Raw genomic sequence first — 21,079 nt, 5'->3', positions numbered from 1 at the left:
AGATTTTATTCGTCCAGATATTCCATTGCCACGCGGGAGGTCAGCTTGGTGATCAGTTCATAGGCGCTGATACCGCTGGCTTCTGCGATTTGCTCTACCGGCAGTGAATCCCCCCACAAAATGACTTCATCACCCGCTTTATCACTGCAATCCGGCCCCAGGTCGATAGTTATCATATCCATGGAAACACGCCCGGCAATGGGAACACGGCGCCCGTTAATTACCACCGGTGTGCCGGATGGCGCACTGCGCGGATAGCCATCACCGTAACCGACGGCAATCACACCCAGGCAGGTGTCACGATCACTGACCCAGGTACCGCCGTAACCGACCGCTTCCCCGGCTTTATGTTTACGCACAGCAATCAGGCGGGATTTGAGGGTCATCACCGGTTTGAGGCCGTAATCACCGGCTTCGGTACCGCTTTTCGGTGACACGCCGTACAGAATGATCCCGGGACGAACCCAGTCGAGGTGCGCCTGCGGCCAGTAAAGAATACCACCGGACGCGGAAATCGATTTTTCCCCCGGTTTATCAGCAGCAAATGCCATAAAGCGGGTGATTTGGGCTTCTGTCGGCTGTGCGTCATCTTCATCAGCGCGGCTGAAATGGCTGATGATATTCACCGGCTGCTGTACGTTTTTGCATTTACACAACCGCTGATAAAACGCTTCTGCTTCTTCCGGACGCACGCCGAGACGGTGCATACCGGTATCAATTTTCATCCAGACTTTCACCGGATCCGATAACTGCACCTGCTCCAGCGCCACTAACTGCTCTTCAAAATGAACCGCCACTTCCAGACGACTGGCAACAATCACCGGCAAATCCGCCGCATCGAAAAAACCTTCCAGTAAGATGATAGGTTTAACAATACCACCGGCGCGCAACGCGTGCGCTTCGCTCAGACGCGCCACCGCAAACGCGTCCGCCTCATTGAGTTCACGGGCGATTTCGACTAATCCGTGGCCGTAGGCGTTTGCTTTGACCACCGCAACATGACGGCTGTCCGGTGCCAATTCCCGGATCCGCTGCCAGTTGTGGCGCAGCGCACCACGGTCAATGACGGCTGTTGCCGCTTTCATAGGGGTTCCTTGGTTAGGGGTTGTTGATGTCTTGTTTGTTATCAGGGTTATTATGCCGTCCGTACTATATTCAGACGGTTTATTCATCGTCATAACTCGGCCCTGCATAGTTATCAAAACGCGACCACTGGCCGTTGAAGGTCAGACGGACGGTTCCGATAGGGCCGTTACGCTGCTTACCGATAATGATTTCAGCCACGCCTTTCAGATCACTGCTTTCGTGATACACCTCATCACGGTAGATAAACATGATAAGGTCGGCATCCTGCTCGATAGAGCCGGATTCACGCAGGTCGGAGTTTACCGGGCGTTTATCGGCACGTTGTTCCAGACTACGGTTCAGCTGGGACAGCGCGACCACCGGTACCTGTAATTCTTTGGCCAGTGCTTTCAGGGAGCGGGAAATCTCAGCGATTTCCAGGGTACGGTTATCAGAGAGAGACGGTACGCGCATTAATTGCAGGTAGTCGATCATAATCAGGCTTAAGCCGCCGTGCTCACGGAAAATCCGCCGTGCGCGGGAACGGACTTCGGTCGGGGTCAGGCCGGAAGAGTCATCAATATACATATTGCGCTTTTCCAGCAGAATACCCATGGTGCTGGAGATGCGCGCCCAATCCTCATCATCGAGCTGCCCGGTACGGATACGGGTCTGGTCAACGCGGGAAAGGGAAGCCAGCATACGCATCATGATCTGGTTGCCGGGCATCTCGAGGCTGAAAATCAGCACCGGTTTTTCTTCGGTCATGGCGGCGTTTTCACACAGGTTCATGGCGAAGGTGGTTTTCCCCATGGACGGACGCGCCGCAACAATAATTAAATCAGAAGGTTGCAGACCAGCGGTCTTTTTATCCAAATCCTGATACCCGGACGATACCCCGGTCACCCCGTCATGCGGCTGAGCATAAAGTTTTTCGATCTTCTCGACGGTTTCTTCCAGAATCGCCTCGATCCCCTTCGGCCCTTCATCTTTATTGGCACGGTTTTCGGCGATCTGGAACACGCGGGATTCCGCCAGATCGAGCAGATCCTCACTGGAACGCCCCTGCGGATCGTAACCGGCATCGGCGATCTCATTGGCGACAGAAATCATATCGCGGATCACCGCACGTTCACGGACGATATCAGCATAAGCATTAATGTTCGCCGCACTTGGCGTATTTTTCGAAAGTTCTGCCAGATAGGCAAAACCACCGACATTTTCCAGCTCGCCGCCGGTTTCCAGTGCTTCAGACAGAGTGATCAGGTCAATCGGCCGTCCCTGCTCGAGCAGGCGCTGCATCTGACTGAAAATCGTCCGGTGCGGGCGGCTGAAAAAATCCTCGCCGGTCACACGTTCAGAGACATTATCCCAACGCTCGTTGTCCAGCATCAGTCCGCCGAGAACGGACTGCTCGGCTTCCAGGGAATGCGGCGGTAATTTCAGCCCTTCCATCTGATGGTCACGGGGTTTGTCGGTCTTGGTGTCCTTGGGATATCTGGCCATGAAACTCTCTTACTTATCAGTGCGTCTGCCGGGGAGAATACCTGCGTCCCTGAACGGGACAGAGCGGGTAGTATAGCCCTCCTTTGCCGCTGATTGCACGAAGCTTGAGTAATTTTCAGTGACATGCAATTATGCCAAATACAATAAATCATATGATTAACTGTCCCGCTTACTGTTTCTGCGCTGTTTGCAGGTAAGTGGTCACTCTTTTTTTCCGAATGAGGTTCCCTCCATGGCTAAACGTATTGAATTTGATGCACCCGGCGGTACCGATGTGCTGGTTTATCGTGACTTTACGCCGGCAGATCCGGCACCGGGTGAAGTTCAGGTGGAAAACAAAGCAATCGGTGTGAACTATATTGATACCTATTTCCGCAGCGGCCTGTACCCTGCGCCGGTATCCCCTTCCGGTGTCGGCTCTGAAGCCGCTGGTGTGGTGGTGAAAACCGGTGCAAACGTAAAACACATTAAAGTCGGTGACCGCGTAGTTTATGGACAGTCTCCGCTGGGTGCGTACAGCGAAATCCATAACGTGCCGGAAGAAAAGCTCGCCATTCTGCCGGACGGTATCAGCTTTGAAACGGCTGCTGCCTGCTTTATGAAAGGTCTGACCGCGTTTTATCTGCTGCGCAAAACCTATGAGGTAAAAGCCGGGGAAGTCTTCCTGTTCCACGCGGCTGCCGGTGGTGTCGGACAAATCGCCTGCCAGTGGGCCAAAGCGCTGGGCGCGAAGATGATCGGTACCGTGGGTTCTGATGAAAAGGCGCAGAAAGCCAAAGCCGCCGGTGCCTGGGAAACCATCAACTACAATAAAGAAGACATTGTTGAGCGGGTGCTGGCACTCACTGACGGTGAAAAAGTCGGTGTGGTATATGACTCTGTCGGTAAAGACACCTGGCTGCCGTCACTGGACTGCCTGAAGCGCCGCGGCCTGATGGTCAGCTACGGCAACGCCTCCGGCCCGGTCACCGGTGTTGACCTGGGGATCTTAAATAAGAAAGGCTCACTGTATGTGACCCGCCCTTCTGTCTTTGGTTACATCACCAACCGTGAAGAACTTAACGAAGCCAGCAAGGCAATTTTTGATCTGATCCTGAGCGGTAAGCTGACTATTTCCATCCCTGCGGATCAGGTTTACCCGCTGAAAGACGCCGCACTGGCACACAAACGCCTGGAAGGCCGTGCAACGACCGGATCCAGTATCTTAATTCCTTAAGATATATATTATTTAATTAATAATAAAAACTCTCGTTATTAAATGAGGGTTTTTATTAATAAATACCTCTGGTTCATATTAAATTTGTATATTTATTTTTATTGATTGTTTAACACCGGATATTTATTCTTATTTCTCTTTCACTAATAAAAGGAATGATTATGAATAATACGGAAATAAACCATCTTGTTGATTTCATCTATCAGGATGACAGAATCACAAACGCTGAATTCCAGATGATTCGTGATGAAGCGGATAAACGCTTTGATGCCATTCTTGAATGTTACGGTAAAAACAATAGCTTATCTGCATTTCAAAAATCTGCAGATGTCACTGTACAATTAATGCAGGAAAGCTTTTTTATTCTGAAAAAGAAAGCTGAAACACCGGAACAGAAAGACGAAATCAAAGACGCATTCAATGCACAAATCAGTTATATCATCGCATGCTATAACCGTTTCTTTGATTCATTATAATTGAAACAAAATAAACTCTCTGTTCAGAGAGTTCATTATTCATCTGATAATTATTCAGTTATATTTTTTCGGGTAACAAATTCCAGTGCCGCTTCAATCACACGCAGATCTGCCCCGGCTTTATGGGCATTTTCACTCAGATGACGACGCCACTGACGCGCCCCCGGGATCCCCTGGAAAATCCCCAGCATATGGCGGGTGATATGGCCGAGATAAGTCCCTGTCGCCAGTTCCGCCTCAATATAAGGATACATCGCTTCCACCGCCGCGACCGTATCGGTCACCGGCAGTGCCGCATCAAACAGGGCATTATCCACCTGTGCCAGGATTGACGGATTCTGATATGCCTCACGCCCGACCATCACGCCATCCATATACTGCAGATGGGTTTTCGCCTCTTCCAATGTTTTTATCCCGCCGTTAAGCGCCATAGTCAGATGCGGAAAATCTTTTTTCAATTGATATACACGAGGATAATCCAGCGGCGGAATCTCACGGTTCTCTTTCGGGCTCAGACCGGAGAGCCAGGCTTTACGGGCATGGATGACAAACATCTCACAACCGCCGCGCTCCGCCACGGTACCGACAAAATCACACAAAAATTCGTAACTGTCCTGATCATCAATCCCGATCCGGGTTTTAACGGTAACAGGAATATCTGTCACATTCCGCATTGCTGCGACACAATCCGCCACCAGTGACGCATTGCCCATCAGACAGGCACCGAACATCCCGTTCTGCACACGGTCAGACGGACAGCCGACATTCAGGTTGATTTCATCATAACCGCGTTCCTGTGCGATTTTCGCACACTGAGCCAGTGCCGCCGGGTCACTGCCGCCGAGTTGCAATGCAACCGGGTGCTCCGCTTCGTTATACGCCAGATAATCCCCTTTCCCGAACAGAATCGCCCCGGTGGTCACCATTTCGGTATACAGCAGCGCGTGGCGGCTGAGTTTACGGTGAAAATAACGGCAATGGCGATCAGTCCAGTCCAGCATCGGTGCCACGGAGAAACGGTTAAGGTTCTTATAGCCGCCGGTGGTGCGTAACTGCTGGTTTTCAGTGGTTTTTTCTGTTGGTGTATTTTGGTGCATTCTAGGTCTTTTTAGTGTATTTTTTCTTTATTGGCACCCCTACCAGCACCCCTGATGTTTGGGGACCTGAATAAAGGAACATATAACTGATGGCCTATTATAGCATAGAGAAACGGCAACGCGCTGATGGTTCATATCGGTACCGGTGTACGGTAGGTGTAAAAGAAAAAGGTAAATACATCTACCGGGAAAACCGGACATTCACAAAACAGGCTCATGCGAAAACATGGGGTACACGGCGGGTTATTGAATTAGAGCAGCACGGCATTCCTAACCCTGACGATGTCACAAAACTCACAGTACGGGATCTGATTTTCAAATATATCAATGATCCTAAAATGGGCGGCAAGGCAGGCCGTACCAAAAAGTACGTGCTGAACATGCTTTTTGATTCAGAACTGGCCGCGCTGCCTCTCCCTGAGTTATCAGTTAATCATGTAGTAGAGCACTGCCGGTCACGTTCGGCTGCCGGTGCATCACCATCAACGATAAACCACGATGTAAGTTATCTCACTTCTGTACTGCGATCAGCAAAACCTGTTTACGGTATCGAATACACCGATTGCCCTTCTCACGAAGCGAGGCCACAGCTCCTGCAGATGGGGTTGATCGGAAAATCACAGCGCCGCAGTCGTCGGCCGCAGGACGATGAATTAACCAGATTGAAAGAAGGACTAAAAGCCCGCAGTGAGCACCGGGAAGGGAAAATACCCTTTGTCAATATTCTGGATTTTTCCATACTGAGCTGCATGCGGATCGGGGAAGTGTGCAAAATTCTGTGGTCTGATGTAGATGAAAAAAACCGCAGCGTGCTGGTAAGAGACAGAAAAGATCCGCGTAAAAAAACCGGTAATCACATGTCCGTTCCGCTGCTTGGCGATGCCTGGACGATATTACAGCGGCAACCACGGACAGATGAAAGAGTGTTTCCATATAACCCTAAATCAGTGTCTGCGGGTTTCCAGCGGGTTCGTAATACATTGGGTATTGAGGATTTGCGCTACCACGATTTGCGCCGCGAAGGTGCCAGCCGGTTATTTGAAGCGGGATTCAGTATTGAAGAAGTAGCCCAGGTAACAGGGCACCGATCGTTAAATGTGCTATGGCAGGTTTATACTGAGCTTTACCCGCAATCGCTACATGAGAAATTCAAACGATTGACAGAGAAATAATAAAAAACCCGCCGAGGCGGGTTTGAATTACTTATTACACATTTGGATATGAGCGATAAACAGATGCTCGACACCTATCCTTATCGGTTACTTATTTACCCCCTTCACGTATAGTCAGGAAAATGAGCGATTGGATCTTTTTTTCCAAAACGAGCTAACCATCTGAATTTAAAACACAGAAATAGCAATTAGTTAGGATAAATGGTAAAAGTATATCATTTATAGAAACGAGGCGACTTAAGGTTGAAAAACAATTCAATCGCTCGTTGATTAACATTGTTAGCCAACTTAAAGAAAGGATTATAAGTACACGATGAGAAGTGGCAAAAAAAGCATTCTTACGCCTATCAGCCCAATTATAATCACTGATAACAAGTCGTATTGGGCTACGCATTTTTATAGTATTTTAAAATGTATACATAGCCATAAAAACTTAATGTACTCTCCAAGAAGATTTCAAGATTTCCCTGTTTGGTCATTGAGCTTGCTTAGGGGGAATCTCCCACCTAATTTTTTTGATCAAATCGAAACCTACATTAGGAACTGGGGTGTACAGTATTTCTTTGCTAGCCTATTTAATCAAAAAATCGGAGGTCATATAATAATTGAGTTAATTGAAAGGTTAGAAAGATTATATGCAATTTGTTTTAACAAAGATTTAGATTTGTTTTCATTTTATGTTTCAGGAAATGATTCTAGTTTAAGTTATAAATTATCAGAACGATTTACTGAGATTTTTCCATTTAGAGATATGAAAGGTTCTATATCTGATTTGATCGGCTATTCAGATCTATGCCTTGTTTTAGACAATACTTTTACTGGTTCTTCTGTTGGAATTTTTGGCGAAGTGGAAGGGACTTACGGTAACAAACTTAGAACAGAAAGCTACTGGGGAAAAAAACAAGAATTTTGTGTTTTTAGTGTTGGCGTTGTTGATGGTAATCAAAAGCTAATTTATTTTGAGGAATCTAACCACAAAGGCATACCAAGAGTTCACCTTATGTTTGAAAAATCGCATTTTTTCATTAGCGATTTTTTAGAAGTTCTAAACTGTTTTAAATTCTTATTTTTATATGGGCCTACCACAAATTACCGTTGCCCAGATGATGAATTTGGTTTTTTCCTAACTGAGATAAAAAAAATGTGGTCTATCCCCATAGATCAATTGTTTGCTTTTTTGGAAAAATTTATAGATGGTGGCGATTTAGTGGGTTATAACGATGGGGCTATATCAATTATCACAGACCTCCAGTCATAGTTAGGTAATGAGGCAATGGAGCCGGACTTGTAGTAATTTTCTCGATTTTGCTTCATATTTTAGCAAAATTGCACTTATCATTTATTGCGAGCTTGAAGGTCTGTTATTGGCACAGAACGGCCTGTCCGGATTGCCGCGCCGGACATCTACCAGTGCGGCTTTGCTTTATTCCTCTGTGTCTCCAGCCTGCTCTGCTGCTTCCTGCGCTTCACGCTCTGCCCGTTCCCGCTCCATCTGTTCAGCCAGTTCACGCTGCTTCACATTCCACACAGAGCCCTGCGGCATTTCGACACGAACATCGAGGCGGGTGGATTTCGGCAGATCACATGGTTCACCGTCCTGATAGAAGATGCGCTCACCTTCCGGCGTGACCTCTTTCAGTCGCCAGTTCTGGAAACGTTCCGGTAAATGCGCATGCTGACGGTGATAGGTTTCAATAATCAGGCTGCCGTCACTCTGCACCCTGTCATCGACATAAACCAGCTCAAGGCCGTTATTGTCTTTCGGTACTGAGATACCACCGTTTACACCCCATGCGCCATCTGAGTTATAACCGAGTATACCGGTGATGTGATACTGGCCGGTGCCGGTACGGCGGACTTCTGCACCTTCGGATTCATCATTGGTCTCGTAATGGCCATCAGGGTAAATCTGAACGATTGGCGACGATTTTTTATAATATCCGCTACCGTCTACGATATACATATTGGATGTCAACACCCTTACCGATTCCCATGCAGAACCAGTATACCGATGTATCGCCATGTGCGTCGCACCGTAGTTGGGAAGGACTATCCTTTGTCCAATATCTCCGGAATACCTGGTGGTTATAACGCTTCCAAATCTGTCTCCTATGACAGAAGGGGGATTTTGACTGTTCTGGTCAAATCTATACATACCATTAGGCAAATTGGTGTTAGTGAAATTTGTCATATACGGAGGATAGTCCGCGTATACTGACCCCCATCCGGTTGCCTGCTGAATCCAGGAGCGAGTCGCAACTACGCCGGTGTCATATGGTATCGTCACAATGTGCTGGTTTTCGCCGTTAGCCTGCCGATACACAATGCTAAGCATTGATGCTGTACCCGCATGAGGATTTGTCTCCAGTCGCACATAGCGGCCATCGATCTTTACTAAATCCAGTCCGGTATATTCTCCGTCACTAAAGCAGCGGGTGGAGCCATCCGAAATCAACGCAAAACGATATCTATCTGTGACGGTGTCTTTAAAACCGACTGTTCCCCTGTCTTCCAGCTGAACAACATTCCTTTTGTTCGGACTTTGTACGCGGGTAACAGCGGAATTTGGCTTATACAGCATCTCCCCGACCCATTCCCTCGAAGCCAGCCCTTTTACATCCTCCAGTGTCACCTTCTGCCCGTTCGGCAACTCAATTTCCACTTGTCCGGTGTCTGTCATCCACTGCTGCATGGCCTGGAGAAAATACACAATATAGCCCTGATTGGCTGACATGGTACGGGCCGCATCTGAAATGGTGTCCGGTACCGTGGTGGCGATAGAGTATTTCGCGCCGCTGAGTGTTACCGGAGCATTGAATGACAACGCCAGTTCGGTATCACTGTTTACCGCGCGGATCATCATACTGACAGGTGTCGTACCGTTCTCGATGCTGATAAGCTGGCCGGGTGCCACGCCGTGAATGTTCTTTTTCCACTGTGTACCGGTGCCGGTCACAATCGGTGAACCGGCTTTAATGGCTACGGTGCCGTCTGTATAAATCATGGGGTTTCCTTAAATTTCAGACGAAAAAAAAACCGCCGGAGCGGTTATTTGAATTGGGCTATATGTCAGACCTCAAGCATAGAGACATCTATCATCCAGCCCTGCTGCATCAGTCCGGAACCTTCCCTGTCAGGAGGCGGGCTGGTATATCCGTCCATCCTGCCGGTCATATCGTAAGCGTATTTAAACGTCAGTCCGCCAACATCATTTATCAGTTCATATTTTTCAGAATAAACATCCCACTCCCATACCTCATCAAAGGTCGTCGGATCAATATATGATTGTTTGTTTCTGTTCCAGATATACCCCATTGACCGCAACGGAATGTAACCGTATCGATGGCCTGCTTTTCCCCTGACAGTAATTTGCCCCCTGCCTGCCGTATTCATGTTCACGTCATACCAGGAAACAAATGGCACAAGCCGGACTGAGCTGGAAAACATACACCTGCCATCTGCGTTGAATATCTCCAGTCCCACGCCATGCACCGGAATGGTTACATGACTAATCGGCGCAACATACCACTTCTTATTCAGCGCATGCACAATGACATAATTAGATGTATCCTCCTTTACCTCATATTCTTCATCCGGTCTTACCTCACGGATCACGCACATTGTCTCCAGCCTGTCATTTATCTGAATTTTTCTGTCTTTTGTAATCGCTTCATATCCAATCATGTCACAACGCCCATACAATCACGTAATGGTGAAAAGAATCATACGTCTGTGTCTGGCCACCTCCGGCTCCGTCATTTTCCCATCGATACACATTAAAATCAGAACTGTATTTAATGGTATCTCCGGTAACTGTCCACTCAGTTCTTTCATTCGGAAATGCTTTCATGTAGCCGCCACTCTGTCTGCTTCTGAAAGTAATCCAGAAATGACAAACCACCTCGCCGCCAAACAGAATTTCGGGGATAGTTAAGGTTCCGTACCGATTTAACGGCAGTTCAAATTTTCCCAAAAAGCGCGGGATTATTGATTCAGAATCAATGATAAGCCTTCCTTTTTTATCGTAAATTTCCAGCCCTATCCCCATTACCACATCCCCATTCTGATACGCATCGTGCCATTCTTGTCAAACAGGCGTTTTAATACGTTTGTTTCAACCCAATAACCCTGAGCATCATTCCCGTACTTAATCTCCTCTCCGGTGCGCATGTTCATCTGCCAGCCGATTTTCTGTTCATGGCTGAAGTTAGCGGTCTGAAGAACATCCGCTATTTTGGCTGATGTGATTGTCGCATCACCGATGAAAGCCTCACGAATAAACATCTGCCCGCCTTTGGCATACATGAACAGATCCATTTTCCCGTTTACCGGGTTATAAAACGCAAACTGCTGCGCGTTAAACCCGATAAGCGTGTTCACCTGACCACCTTTCAGCTCAGCCCCGATAACCATACCGGCGGAATAATCCTCACCGTTATAACGGATCCGGACTTTCATATCGTGGACCACCGATGCCTGACCGGATGCCATATCCCACTGCGCGCGGATGGAGTTCTGCGCCAGCGCCAGACCATCTTCAGCTTTAACCTGTACCGCATCCAGTTTCTCTGCAAGTGCAGTTGTTTCCGTGACCGTGTAGTTGCGGACTTCGATGATTTCTGCTTTCATCGCGCCGTTTTCGCGCTGCCAGTAGCCCCACTGGCCGTAAGCGTTGTTGGCGTTGTTGATAATGGCCTCAAAATTATCGTCAGCCTGCGACTGCAGGTCTTTGATGATGGCTGAGTCTTCGAGCTCTTTTTGCACAGCGTCGAGGATTTCATCGGCATTACTTTCCGGAATACCACTGGCCTCAACAAATATCGATTTTCCGACCACGTTTACGCTGCGGACATACACATAATAGCGGTGACCTGCTTTCATATTACGTCCCTGCACAATCCACATAGTGCCGTTACCCAGATAAGCGGCCACAGATTCAACATCGCGGATATCGGCTACCTGTTTATCTGAAAACCAAAACTCATATTGCGCCCGCAGGCTGTTCTGTCCGCCGGAACGCGGAACAATACCGAGACTGAAATAGCCGGGTTCAACTTCAATATAAGACGGTGGCAGCGGCGGATTGACGGAAAATGATGTACTGGCCGGTTCCCCTTTCTGCCCTCTGTCATTCTGCGGGGTGACTGTCAGCACATAATTACCCTGCGGCATACCACTGAACTGGTAAAACGATTCTTTCGTTACCGCCGTTCCGGCAACACGGTCGCCGATGGTCAGCTTCAGCAGATATTCAACACCGCGCAGGGCATAGGGTGAGTTCCATGATGCAGCTGCCTGCCATGCCTCATTATCACTGCTTATTTCCACAGTAAGATTTTCAACCGGGGGAATAAAACCACCAAGAGGTGTATCCGGCTTTGGTTCAAATACCGCCCCCTTATCCACAATGGCTTCTTTTTCCGGCGCATGCTGAACCGCAGTAACAATAAAGGTTCCGTCACTGTTATCCGCCAGTGACACCGCCCGGAATAACCGGCGGCGCAGTGACGGCAGGGAGAGCGTCCAGACAGAATGTTGTGGTATACCTTCCGGCATCACATCGAGGGTAATCTGATTCGTAGCCGGATAGCCGGTCACTTTGATGGTTTTCGGCAGGCCGGAACCATCAGTGACAATAACATGCGCATCACCTTTGGCCGGTTTTTCTATGTTGCGGTCAAGCAGCAGCGTTTTCTTTTCCGGGTCAGCAGACAGAATGCGACCGCCGATCTGCATATCCACCCAGTCGTTATCCGCAATCTCGAAAATATCACCGGGCGTATGGCGTAATCCTTCTGCACCAATTCTGAATTCGACAGTCTGTGTCTCAAGTTTTTCTGTCATCAGTATCCACAGGCCGTGACGATGTGCCTGGCCGCGGCTGGTACAGCCAAAGGCATCCACACGCAGTACATTCCGGCCGTTCTTTGCCACAGAAACATCATCAGACACCTGCTCCACACTGGTTTTCCAGCCGTTATCCGGATCAATGAAGCGAACCTCAACCACGTTATGACGTGCCTTTACAGGACTGAAACTGTATTCAAACACCCCGTCTGCAACGTTAGCGTTAGTGTATGGCCACACGGAATCAGACGGGCGGTCCTGCACAAATGTCAGAACCTGACCGTTCCACACCGGCATAATCCGCATTGAGGAACACAGCTCACTGATCACATCATAGGCTTTACGCAGATCGGTAATATAGGCATTACAGCGGACGCGCGGCTCTTTACCGCCGAAACCGTCATCCACCTCCTGATCGCAGTACTGCCCGATCATATACAAAGCGAATTTATCCACTTCGGCTATTTTCAGGCGCTGCCCCATGCCATAGCGCGGATGTGTCAGCAAATCCCACAGCACCCACGCAGGGTTATCCGACCATGCAGGTTTAAAGGTGCCGTCCCATATACCGGAATACACCCGTGTATCCGGGTTGTAGTTGCCCGGTACCTGGATAATACGGCCCTTAATAAGATAGTTACGGCGCGGGAATTTATTACCGAACTGCTCACTTTCAAATGTCAGTCCGGCGACCGCGGAGCCGGGGTAAGTCTGGTTAATATCAATAAGCTCTGAATAACTCGACCAGACCGTATTGTTCTGAATTTTATCCGTGGTGCTGTCCGGCGTTAACCGGCGCATCCGGACACTGAACGGGGACGGCGGTAAGTTATCCAGAATGACCGCCATCAGGTAAGGGGAGTTGCTGCGCTTACCGGTGATGGTAACCACTTTTTCCGTTGACCAGACACTGCCGCGCTGGATCTGAATTTCCAGTTGCACCGATGTCGGCACCCTGTCGCCGTTGTCTTTGGATTCCACCAGGGACTGTGTCCCGAACGTCAGCCGCAGGCGGTCGATATACGGTGAGGTGATTGTCCGGGTGACCGGGACATTGTATTTTACCTCGATACCAACCGGTTCCTCATTGGCTGATGAAGTAAAGCCGTATAGTCCCGGCTGCTCCAGTGTTCCTGCGCGCCACTGCGCCGTCAGTCCGTTTACTGTACTGTTTCCGGATCCGTCAATGACAGGCGTATCATCCAGATACACGCAGGACAAATCATTCACCACATTGTTAATTTCTTCCGGCCCCTCAATCGGACCCTCACTTATCAGGTCAATCAGGGATATTTTCTGCCGTGAACTTAAATCATTCGGTGCCTCATACGGTGTACGCTGCCCGCCGCCGCCCTTTCCCATCTGTTACCTCACTTACCCGCCGTGTTTACCGGCATCAATATTAGTACCGTCGCTGTCATCCATAATCTCAATGGACTGTGAAATCACCCGCGACCCGCACATAATCCGCCCGTAGGCCACAGGTACGGCCACGCCCTGTGCCACAGTATTTTCGAGGTTACTGAAATAGGTATTACCCTTCTCTTCCTCACCCCGCGACATATCCGGCTGTTTCGCTACCGGTGTCAGCATCTGTGCCACACCGCCCAGCATCATGGCTGCACCGGCCGACATCAGCGCACCACCGATAGCCCAGCCGCCGGGGTTCCACCATCCGATTGCCAGCACAGCAGCACCGGCGATAAACTGAAACACACCTCCGTTCTTAGCCCCCCCCGATACGCGGGACGATGTGAACGACCGCATTCCGGGGAAGCGGCTCATTAAAGCGCCGGTGAATTTCATCCGGGGAAACATCACTGCCGGCGATCCGTATCTGGTACCAGCCGTCACGGATACGCTGCCGTAACTGCGGGAGCTGGAGCAGAAGCCCATGAATACCTTCAGCAGCCGTTCTGACACTCAGATCAAAGCGGCGTCCAAATCGTTGCAAATCCCCGTAAAGCCGGAAGGTTGCCAGTGGCGGTAACGCCAGATCGAGTGAGTCATTCGTTGCCATCGTGGGTTATATGCCTCGCGCTTACTGAGTTGATTGGGTATGTGGTGGAGAATGGTCTGTGCGCCGAGATAAACGGCGGCGTGATTCGCCCGGGAACTGGCGTAGCAGAACAGGATCACATCCCCCGGCTGAATATCTTTTTTCACCCGGACAAAACCGTTGCTCTCCATATTGTCCAGGTAGAGTTCTTCACCATGCCGCCACCAGTCATCATGCCGTTCAAAATCCGGCAGGTTAATGCCTGTCAGGTGATACGCATCCCGGAACAGGCTGTAGCAGTCGGTCACGCCGTGCACAAACTGGCGGCCCAGCAGAGGCGGCACCGGTTCATAGCGGTGGATTTTTTCGTCACAGACCAGCAGCCACGGCAGTCCGCTGTTTATCTGCATGGCCCTGTCCGCACTGCTCAGATACGGCTGGCCGCCCGGGTGACTGTGAACCACAGCCACAACCTCGCCCTGCTCACCGGCACGGATAAAATCGTCAAACCCGACAGTAAAATGGTGTTCAGGATCCGGAGACTGATTCCGGCACGGCAGATACTGCTCCCCCTGCTCATTACGGATAATCAGGCCGCACGATTCCCGGGGCGCATCCGCCTGAGCGTGCGCCAGAATGGCGTGTTTAATCATAGAAACCCTCTGAAATGCTATTTGCTGAGACGGGAAGTGGAGACAAATGCCCCGATGCGTGACTGGTTGTTGCGGAGTTTGCAGTCCGGCAGTCGTTTGCCGCATTTGTCCTTTGCCGGGTCACTGGTTGGTTTACCCCATTCATCAGCGACCGGCGGACCCGCGTAACCACATTCGGCAGACCGGTACCCCCACGGACACACGTCCGACAAAATAACCCGGCACGGCAGCATTGCGCCGTCTGTCTCACTGGGTGCGGCCAGCATGAAGGAAGCTGTTTTATTATTCAGACTGGTGACCTGTTCAATAACCCAGCGGCTGATAATTTCCTGTGACGGATCAGCATCCGGATTTCCGCCCTCAAAGTTATCTGCATCGAGGAACCGGGATTTAACCACCCGGCGGATCACATAACCGCCACCGGCCCCATCCAGCTGACTGACAATACCGGTGATGAGGCCGAACAGGTTGGACAGTGTAATCGTCGGTCGTCCTGACGGGCCTTTTCCGCTGTAGGTGAACCCCTCACCACTGACAGGATAGGGATCATAAACCTGTTTTTGCCAGATAAGCGGCTTTCGCTGACCATTCATGCCGTTATAAAACCGGCACCGGATACCGCCGATATGAGTAAGGTCGATTTCAAACAGTTCAATTTCGGGGTCGGAAGCCAGCTCAGTAACTGCAATCCGCATTTCCGGAGAGATGTTCTGCATTGCGCCTCCCGCTACTGTAACCGGGTAATCTGTGAATTATTTCCCGTCACCGGATAAAGCAGCTGCATCTGCCCTTTAACATCAAATGCGGCCATACACCGGGCATCAAAATCCTTATAGTCTGCTGAGCTGTTGGCGATATTGGTCACCGCCACCATTTGCTCTTCAACTTTCCGTAAGGCATCTGCCTTGAGGTACTGGTGAATTTTCTCACGCGCAGACCGACTTTCTTTTACCGATTCGTATACATAATCAGGTAATGCAACGCCGTATACCCACTTCGCCGTGATCATCCCGAAGAGTGACGGGCACCCGCCGACATGACCAAAGTAAGGAACACCGGCCATTTTTGACAGTGCGCGATAATAGGGCTCCTGAAAACGCTTTTCCCACTCAGTGGCGTCTTTGTATGTCAGCAGGCCGATAACCTGATCTTCCGTCAGTGTCATATTCTGCGCCATCAGCATATTTTTTATATGCCGGTCACAGGCACGGGCGAACTTTGGTGATAACCAGCGGGCAAACTCAATGACCAGTTCCGGGTGAATCCAGGTGCCGCCATTGCGTCCCCTCTCCACACGCACTAAAAGGTGAGAAATCTCACCTTTTAAATTTATAGCTTCAATATCAAGCTCCTGACCAATTTCTTTTGCGTATTCTTTGGTTGAATCCAGTCGCAGCCAATCAAGAGCTCTTTTATCAAAATATTTTGCTGCCACTGTTGCATTCACCCAGCAATCACCATTAAACGGGATCAGGGATTCGTCATACTTCATGGGTATGATTTTAATCATGATGCTTTCCTTATTTAGGTAATGAACCTTTGCCACATAGGAGATCAGCCCATCGAAGCAGCATCAGCTATAACTGATCCCCTCAAAGGCTCATTCCTAAATATCGGTTCGATGTTTAAAAGCGTGTGTGCATGTGGTGCACAGGTGGATAAAACTGAATTTCAGGTATAAAAAAACCCGCCGGAGCGGGTTACTTATTTGACGTTATTTTTGTTCTTTTTCTTCTTTAGCAGAAATGCGACTATAAAACCAATTGGAAGTGGTAAATAAGCCATAAGCAGCGGGTTATATGCATCAAACCGCCCGATTACGTCAAACATTTTATAATTTATTTCATACGTGTATTGTATTATAAAAAATGATATTGCTGGCAATAAACAGCAGATTATAGCCATTTTCAAAAATCCAGACCTTTTATAAATAACAACCCCAATAACAAGTAAAATTACAAAATACCCATATAACATTAAAAAATCTGACTGATTAGTCATGCGCCCTCTTTTTATGCAATAGTTTGCTCGAACTCAGCAGTAATCTCAGTTCTGATCGCCCCTACTGAAACTGACCATTTTCGACATAATACCGTGATTGGGTGCGTTTGATGAGGGGGTTTCCAGAAAAATGCTGTCACACCTGCATGTTTTTCCAGAAAAGTCCTGATAACCTGTGCATCAGCATTCCTTGGTGATAATGAAATGCTGTATTTTTCAAGGTTGATATTAAAACCATCAGGACGACGTTGCTCGTACCCGTCACCAAAGCGAACAGAGCGAACACGGGGCTCGCTCTCAATGTTCATGCCGGGTTTTACTTTCCAGGTGAATGTTTCCATTGTTACCCCATTGCTCCGCCCGGACGACGTTCAGATGCAATAACCTGCTTGGTTTTTTGCTCAACCAGCTTCAGGATTTGCTGTGTCGCCTGCGGGCCCATCTGCCCGTTGCTGCCGTCATTTTGAATGGTGATATTAAAATGCTGAACTACACCATCACCTCCACCAGCCATTTTCGCCACTACACCCAGTTTTCCGTCCAGACCACGGCGCAGCGGAAAAATCCCCTCTGGTCCGGCTTCCCCCATAACACCAGCACCTTTTGCAAAGGCAAACATTGTCGGGGTATGTACCACCTGGCCACTGTACGCACTCAGTGACGGAGAGCTATAAACGCCCCCTTTGGCATTTGGGGTAAAATTAAACCCCATCGCATCCATTCCCATAACAATCGATTTTTTAACAAAAATCTCTGTCAGCATTTTCAGTATAGATGTGGTGAACTCCCGGAAGTTAGCCTTACCGGTTGTCAGAACAGATGTCAGCTCAGTTGAGAATCCGTTCAGTGCCGCCATAGTCGCATTCTGGATCTGCGCATTTGAATCCAGTGCGGCATCACGGTAATCCCCCCCAGGCGGTTTGTGCTCCGGCCAGCCAGTTAGCTCGCTTTTCCTCTTCCGATGCATACGTTGCTGCCTGAGCCGCCAGCATTTCATTCAGCCGCGGATTGTCCTGATGAGCGGAGAGGATTTGCGACCTCTCCAGAGCCTGCTGCGCTTCGCGCGAAGATTTGCCGATAGTATCGCGGATTGCATTTTGCTTTTCAGTCTGCTGCTTAACGTATTTATCAGCCTGATCCTGAAGTTTATTCAGGCGTTCCTGGGCGACAACTTCATCACCAAGCAGTGCCAATTTCTCATGCTGAGCCAGTACTGCCGCTTTATTTGCCAGCAACGTCTGCTCCTGTTTGGTTAACTGGCGCTTACCTCTGGCCTCTTCAGTAATGGCAATCTGAGCCTCGGTTTCCCAAAGCTTTTTACGTTCAGCACTGATTACATCCGTAACAGATTTGTGCTCTCTGAGCACGCGCAATTTTGATTCAAGTGCAATTTGCTCTTTTAAGGCCGTTTCTTCTGCTTTTGTTCCTTCATCAACACGATAATCGCGTTTATTTGGCGTCTTAGGGTCGGCATATTTTTTATCAATACCAGCTCTGGCTTTCGCTATTTCATCAGGTGTCCATAGCCTGATTTTTTCACTGTCAGATGCAGAGGCGGTATCTTTTGCAGCCTTTGCATTGGCAGCAATTTCACGGTTTAACTTTTCGTGCTCCCGCGTTCTTTTTTCTGCCTGAGAGAGGCTCGCCTCAATGTACTTATTGAGATCCTGCTGGCTTTTCTTTTCTCGGTCATTGGCCTGGATAATTTTATTTTTATTATCCAGATACCCCTGCTGGGATTTAACGGCGAAATCAAGTTCGGCCTTGTTCTTTCTTAATGTTTCCAAACTACTCTTACGAGCGGAGTCGGTCATCCACCCATCACCGTTTTCAAGAGATGCGATCTGTTCATTCACACTAGCCAACTTTTCCGCTTCAGTAGGTGCCCTCCAAATTTTCGCCAGTTCATCACCGGCTTCTTTTATGCTTGTTGTAAGGTTATTCCATGCCCGTTCAAGGATACCCACATCCTCACTCATCTCAATAGTGCGACGGTTGGTAACCTCTGCCAGTTTGGTAATGGCATATTCTGACGCCTCACGGGTTTTTCCGGATCTTTCCAATGCAGCTATATGTTCATACTCGGATGCGGTCAGCAGGTGCATGGATTTATCCATTTCCATAATCGCGTTGACCGGATCATCCTTAAGCCGTTTGAACTGATTAACTGTTTCATCCACCGACTGCCCGGTGGCCTGTTTCATCTGTGCAGCTGCTTTGGCCACAAGTGATACCTGGTCACCGAAGAAATAACCGGAACCGACTGCACTTGTAAGCGCAGCAGTCATATCCGACCTGGTTATCCAGCCACCGGACATCTGATCTGCCATCAGGCGAAGCTGTGCCGATGTTTTACCGGCATAATTACCGGTGGCGATCAGCTGACGGTTGAGCAGCGTCACTTCCTGCTCAGCATTCCAGGCTGCTTTACCAACCGCAGCTATTCCACCGACTACCGCCCCCATACCGCCAAAGTAGGTGAACTTGCTCATCCCCATATGACCGGCAAGGCTGCGCAGGCCTTCGGACAGGATCTTATTATTGCCTTTAAACTTCTCCGTTTCTTTGTTGCTGTCACGGAGTTTATTGATATAGATATCCGCTGATGAACTGACGCCCAGCTGTGCAGCCTGGTAACGCAGCATTTCTTTGCGGGACAGGTTCTGTGTGGCTACCTGTTCTTTCAGGCGCTGAATAAACCGGGTTTTCTGCTGTGTCAGGTTTTCATCCGCACGGCGTAACTCTGTTGTGCGCTGCGTGACGGATGAGATCAGGGTCAGATAATCCTGCTGTGATATGGTTCCGGCACGCTGCGCCTGGTTCAGTTTCGACTGAATGACGGCCAGTTGTTCAAGCCCGCTGCCGGTCTTCTTTACCGCATCAATCTGACGGAAAAAGCTTTCGGTCATGGCATCCTGCTGCCGCGCCAGATCCCGACCGGCCGAATCTTTCTGCCTGCTGTTATTGATCTGTTCATTCATCCGGCGGTGCATGCTGTCAATTTCACGCGCCGCGGCTTTCCATTTCTGAACAAACTTATCAGCACTGAATATCTGAGACTCATCCAGCGTTTTCAGTGTGGCCTGTGTGCTGTTCGCTGCCTGGTTAACCGCTGCTGACTGCCCTTCGGCAAATTTACGCATACGCTCAGCTGACGCATCCGCACTGGCGGCGGCCTGCAGCAACTGACGCTCGACGCGTCCAACCTGCTCAGTGAATGTGGTGCTGTCCGCTCTGAGATTAATGACCAGATCAGCTATCTGCTGGCTCATAACGTACTCCCCCGGCGATCCCCTCGCCTGCTGTCATTAACAGTGAGTCGTCAGTCTCACCGGTTTCTTCGCTGTGTTTCAGTAACAGAAAATCATTCAGCGACAGGTCTTTGCTGCCGCCCACCAGCGACACCACGGTGTTACTGAGTGCGGCGAACTCCAGATCAATCAGCTGATGGGTGAATGGCGTTACCCCGAAATAGGTGTACCAGTCCCCCAGCTCTGTTGCCGTCATATCCGCCAGCATCCTGCGCCAGTCCGCCCGTTTAAATTCATGAGCGAGGCGCAGGATAAACTGACGCTCACGGGCGATTACTTTTCTGCCGGTTCCGGATCTGCGACCGGTTCAGCACTTTCACCGTCTGTGGTTTTGACCTGCATATCACTGAGTTCAAGTACCAGTTTTGCCGCCTGCTCCAGCGCGACCGGCGGCCAGGTGCTGAGAATATCAGCGCGGATCTCATCAACCTGTTTACCCGCTGTATTACCCACATTGAACAGAGAGCGTGCTACCAGAAACGCGTTTGATTCGATATTCATACGCACATAAACAGCAGTGCGTTTCAGGCTCTGCACATCCTCTGCCGGCGCTTCTTTTTCGGTCTGTGTCACCAGGTGATCGAAATATTCCACACGTTGCAGGGCTGACAACTCGCTCAGCATCAGTGATTCGCCGTTATACGTAAATTCCTTCTGTTGCAGAAAGTTCATTCGTTATTCTCCTGATGTCTCTTTACTTTTTGGTACTGAACGGGTTTCACCTTCAGCCGGTTTC

The 21,079-nt window shown here is 49.4% G+C and carries 19 protein-coding genes and 1 pseudogene; 4 read left to right on the top strand and 16 right to left on the bottom strand.

The annotated features are described in order from the left end of the window. Positions 1-5: 5 nt before the first annotated feature. A complete protein-coding gene (gene alr / locus JL661_RS00630; RefSeq protein ID WP_036418946.1) occupies positions 6-1,085 on the bottom strand; it encodes an alanine racemase in 1,080 nt (359 codons plus the stop codon). Between the two features lie 79 nt (positions 1,086-1,164). Continuing rightward, positions 1,165-2,571, bottom strand: a complete 1,407-nt coding sequence (gene dnaB / locus JL661_RS00625) for a replicative DNA helicase (RefSeq protein WP_015422419.1) — start codon at positions 2,569-2,571, stop codon at positions 1,165-1,167. Positions 2,572-2,803: 232 nt separating this feature from the next. Between dnaB and JL661_RS00620 the strand changes: the two genes are divergently transcribed. After that, on the top strand, positions 2,804-3,787 hold the full coding sequence (locus JL661_RS00620) for a quinone oxidoreductase (RefSeq protein WP_004238260.1): 984 nt from the start codon (positions 2,804-2,806) through the stop codon (positions 3,785-3,787). A 161-nt stretch (positions 3,788-3,948) separates the two neighbouring features. Next, entirely contained in the window at positions 3,949-4,263 is a 315-nt protein-coding gene (locus JL661_RS00615) for a hypothetical protein (RefSeq protein WP_004241541.1), read from the top strand. Between the two features lie 50 nt (positions 4,264-4,313). On the opposite strand, the gene dusA is transcribed toward JL661_RS00615, so the two are convergent. Next, positions 4,314-5,360 (bottom strand): tRNA dihydrouridine(20/20a) synthase DusA, encoded by a 1,047-nt coding sequence (dusA, locus tag JL661_RS00610; RefSeq protein ID WP_036418952.1) that lies wholly within the window; start codon positions 5,358-5,360, stop codon positions 4,314-4,316. An 89-nt stretch (positions 5,361-5,449) separates the two neighbouring features. On the opposite strand from dusA, the gene JL661_RS00605 reads away from it, so the two are divergent. Together JL661_RS00605 and JL661_RS00600 are read left to right on the top strand one after the other, a co-directional pair. Next, on the top strand, positions 5,450-6,532 hold the full coding sequence (locus JL661_RS00605; protein WP_062773495.1) for a tyrosine-type recombinase/integrase: 1,083 nt from the start codon (positions 5,450-5,452) through the stop codon (positions 6,530-6,532). A 313-nt stretch (positions 6,533-6,845) separates the two neighbouring features. Next, positions 6,846-7,790, top strand: a complete 945-nt coding sequence (locus tag JL661_RS00600) for a hypothetical protein (protein ID WP_024475195.1) — start codon at positions 6,846-6,848, stop codon at positions 7,788-7,790. Between the two features lie 165 nt (positions 7,791-7,955). Here the strand turns inward: JL661_RS00600 and JL661_RS18220 are convergent, their stop codons facing one another. The 13 genes and pseudogenes from JL661_RS18220 to gpG form a co-directional block, all read right to left on the bottom strand. Further along, positions 7,956-9,536 (bottom strand): phage tail fiber protein, encoded by a 1,581-nt coding sequence (locus JL661_RS18220; RefSeq protein ID WP_062773493.1) that lies wholly within the window; start codon positions 9,534-9,536, stop codon positions 7,956-7,958. A gap of 65 nt (positions 9,537-9,601) precedes the next feature. Continuing rightward, entirely contained in the window at positions 9,602-10,216 is a 615-nt protein-coding gene (locus JL661_RS00590) for a DUF6453 family protein (protein WP_036421961.1), read from the bottom strand. Between the two features lies 1 nt (position 10,217). Next, complete coding sequence (locus tag JL661_RS00585; RefSeq protein WP_205814257.1) at positions 10,218-10,580, bottom strand: hypothetical protein; 363 nt, start codon at positions 10,578-10,580, stop codon at positions 10,218-10,220. Next, positions 10,580-13,741: a TipJ family phage tail tip protein gene (locus JL661_RS00580; protein ID WP_205439564.1), complete on the bottom strand. Its 3,162-nt coding sequence runs from the start codon at positions 13,739-13,741 to the stop codon at positions 10,580-10,582. The genes JL661_RS00585 and JL661_RS00580 overlap by 1 nt, the downstream gene beginning before the upstream one ends. A gap of 12 nt (positions 13,742-13,753) precedes the next feature. Continuing rightward, positions 13,754-14,399: pseudogene (locus JL661_RS00575) on the bottom strand (tail assembly protein). Beyond that, the gene (locus JL661_RS00570) at positions 14,303-15,031 is read right to left on the bottom strand and encodes a C40 family peptidase (RefSeq protein WP_004242409.1); all 729 of its coding nucleotides are present in this window, start codon (positions 15,029-15,031) and stop codon (positions 14,303-14,305) included. The pseudogene JL661_RS00575 and the gene JL661_RS00570 overlap by 97 nt, the downstream one beginning before the upstream one ends. A gap of 17 nt (positions 15,032-15,048) precedes the next feature. Further along, entirely contained in the window at positions 15,049-15,747 is a 699-nt protein-coding gene (locus JL661_RS00565) for a phage minor tail protein L (protein WP_062773628.1), read from the bottom strand. An 11-nt stretch (positions 15,748-15,758) separates the two neighbouring features. Continuing rightward, entirely contained in the window at positions 15,759-16,541 is a 783-nt protein-coding gene (locus JL661_RS00560; RefSeq protein WP_004242407.1) for a KilA-N domain-containing protein, read from the bottom strand. A 502-nt stretch (positions 16,542-17,043) separates the two neighbouring features. Further along, positions 17,044-17,373, bottom strand: a complete 330-nt coding sequence (locus JL661_RS00555; RefSeq protein ID WP_004242405.1) for a phage tail protein — start codon at positions 17,371-17,373, stop codon at positions 17,044-17,046. Positions 17,374-17,375: 2 nt separating this feature from the next. Further along, positions 17,376-17,888 (bottom strand): phage tail tape measure C-terminal domain-containing protein, encoded by a 513-nt coding sequence (locus JL661_RS00550; protein WP_247709716.1) that lies wholly within the window; start codon positions 17,886-17,888, stop codon positions 17,376-17,378. A gap of 40 nt (positions 17,889-17,928) precedes the next feature. Continuing rightward, a complete protein-coding gene (locus JL661_RS00545; protein WP_218480999.1) occupies positions 17,929-20,304 on the bottom strand; it encodes a phage tail length tape measure family protein in 2,376 nt (791 codons plus the stop codon). After that, positions 20,285-20,551: a phage tail assembly protein T gene (locus JL661_RS00540; protein WP_004242403.1), complete on the bottom strand. Its 267-nt coding sequence runs from the start codon at positions 20,549-20,551 to the stop codon at positions 20,285-20,287. Before JL661_RS00540 ends, JL661_RS00545 begins: the two co-directional genes overlap by 20 nt. A gap of 65 nt (positions 20,552-20,616) precedes the next feature. After that, the gene (gene gpG, locus JL661_RS00535) at positions 20,617-21,015 is read right to left on the bottom strand and encodes a phage tail assembly chaperone G (protein WP_004242401.1); all 399 of its coding nucleotides are present in this window, start codon (positions 21,013-21,015) and stop codon (positions 20,617-20,619) included. Positions 21,016-21,079: the final 64 nt, after the last annotated feature.

Origin of the sequence: Morganella morganii (genome assembly GCF_019243775.1) — a bacterium.
In the GTDB taxonomy this organism is placed as follows: Bacteria; Pseudomonadota; Gammaproteobacteria; order Enterobacterales; family Enterobacteriaceae; genus Morganella; species Morganella morganii.
The sequence above is the reverse complement of the archived record's forward strand: the minus strand, read 5'-3'. Positions and strand labels throughout refer to the sequence as shown.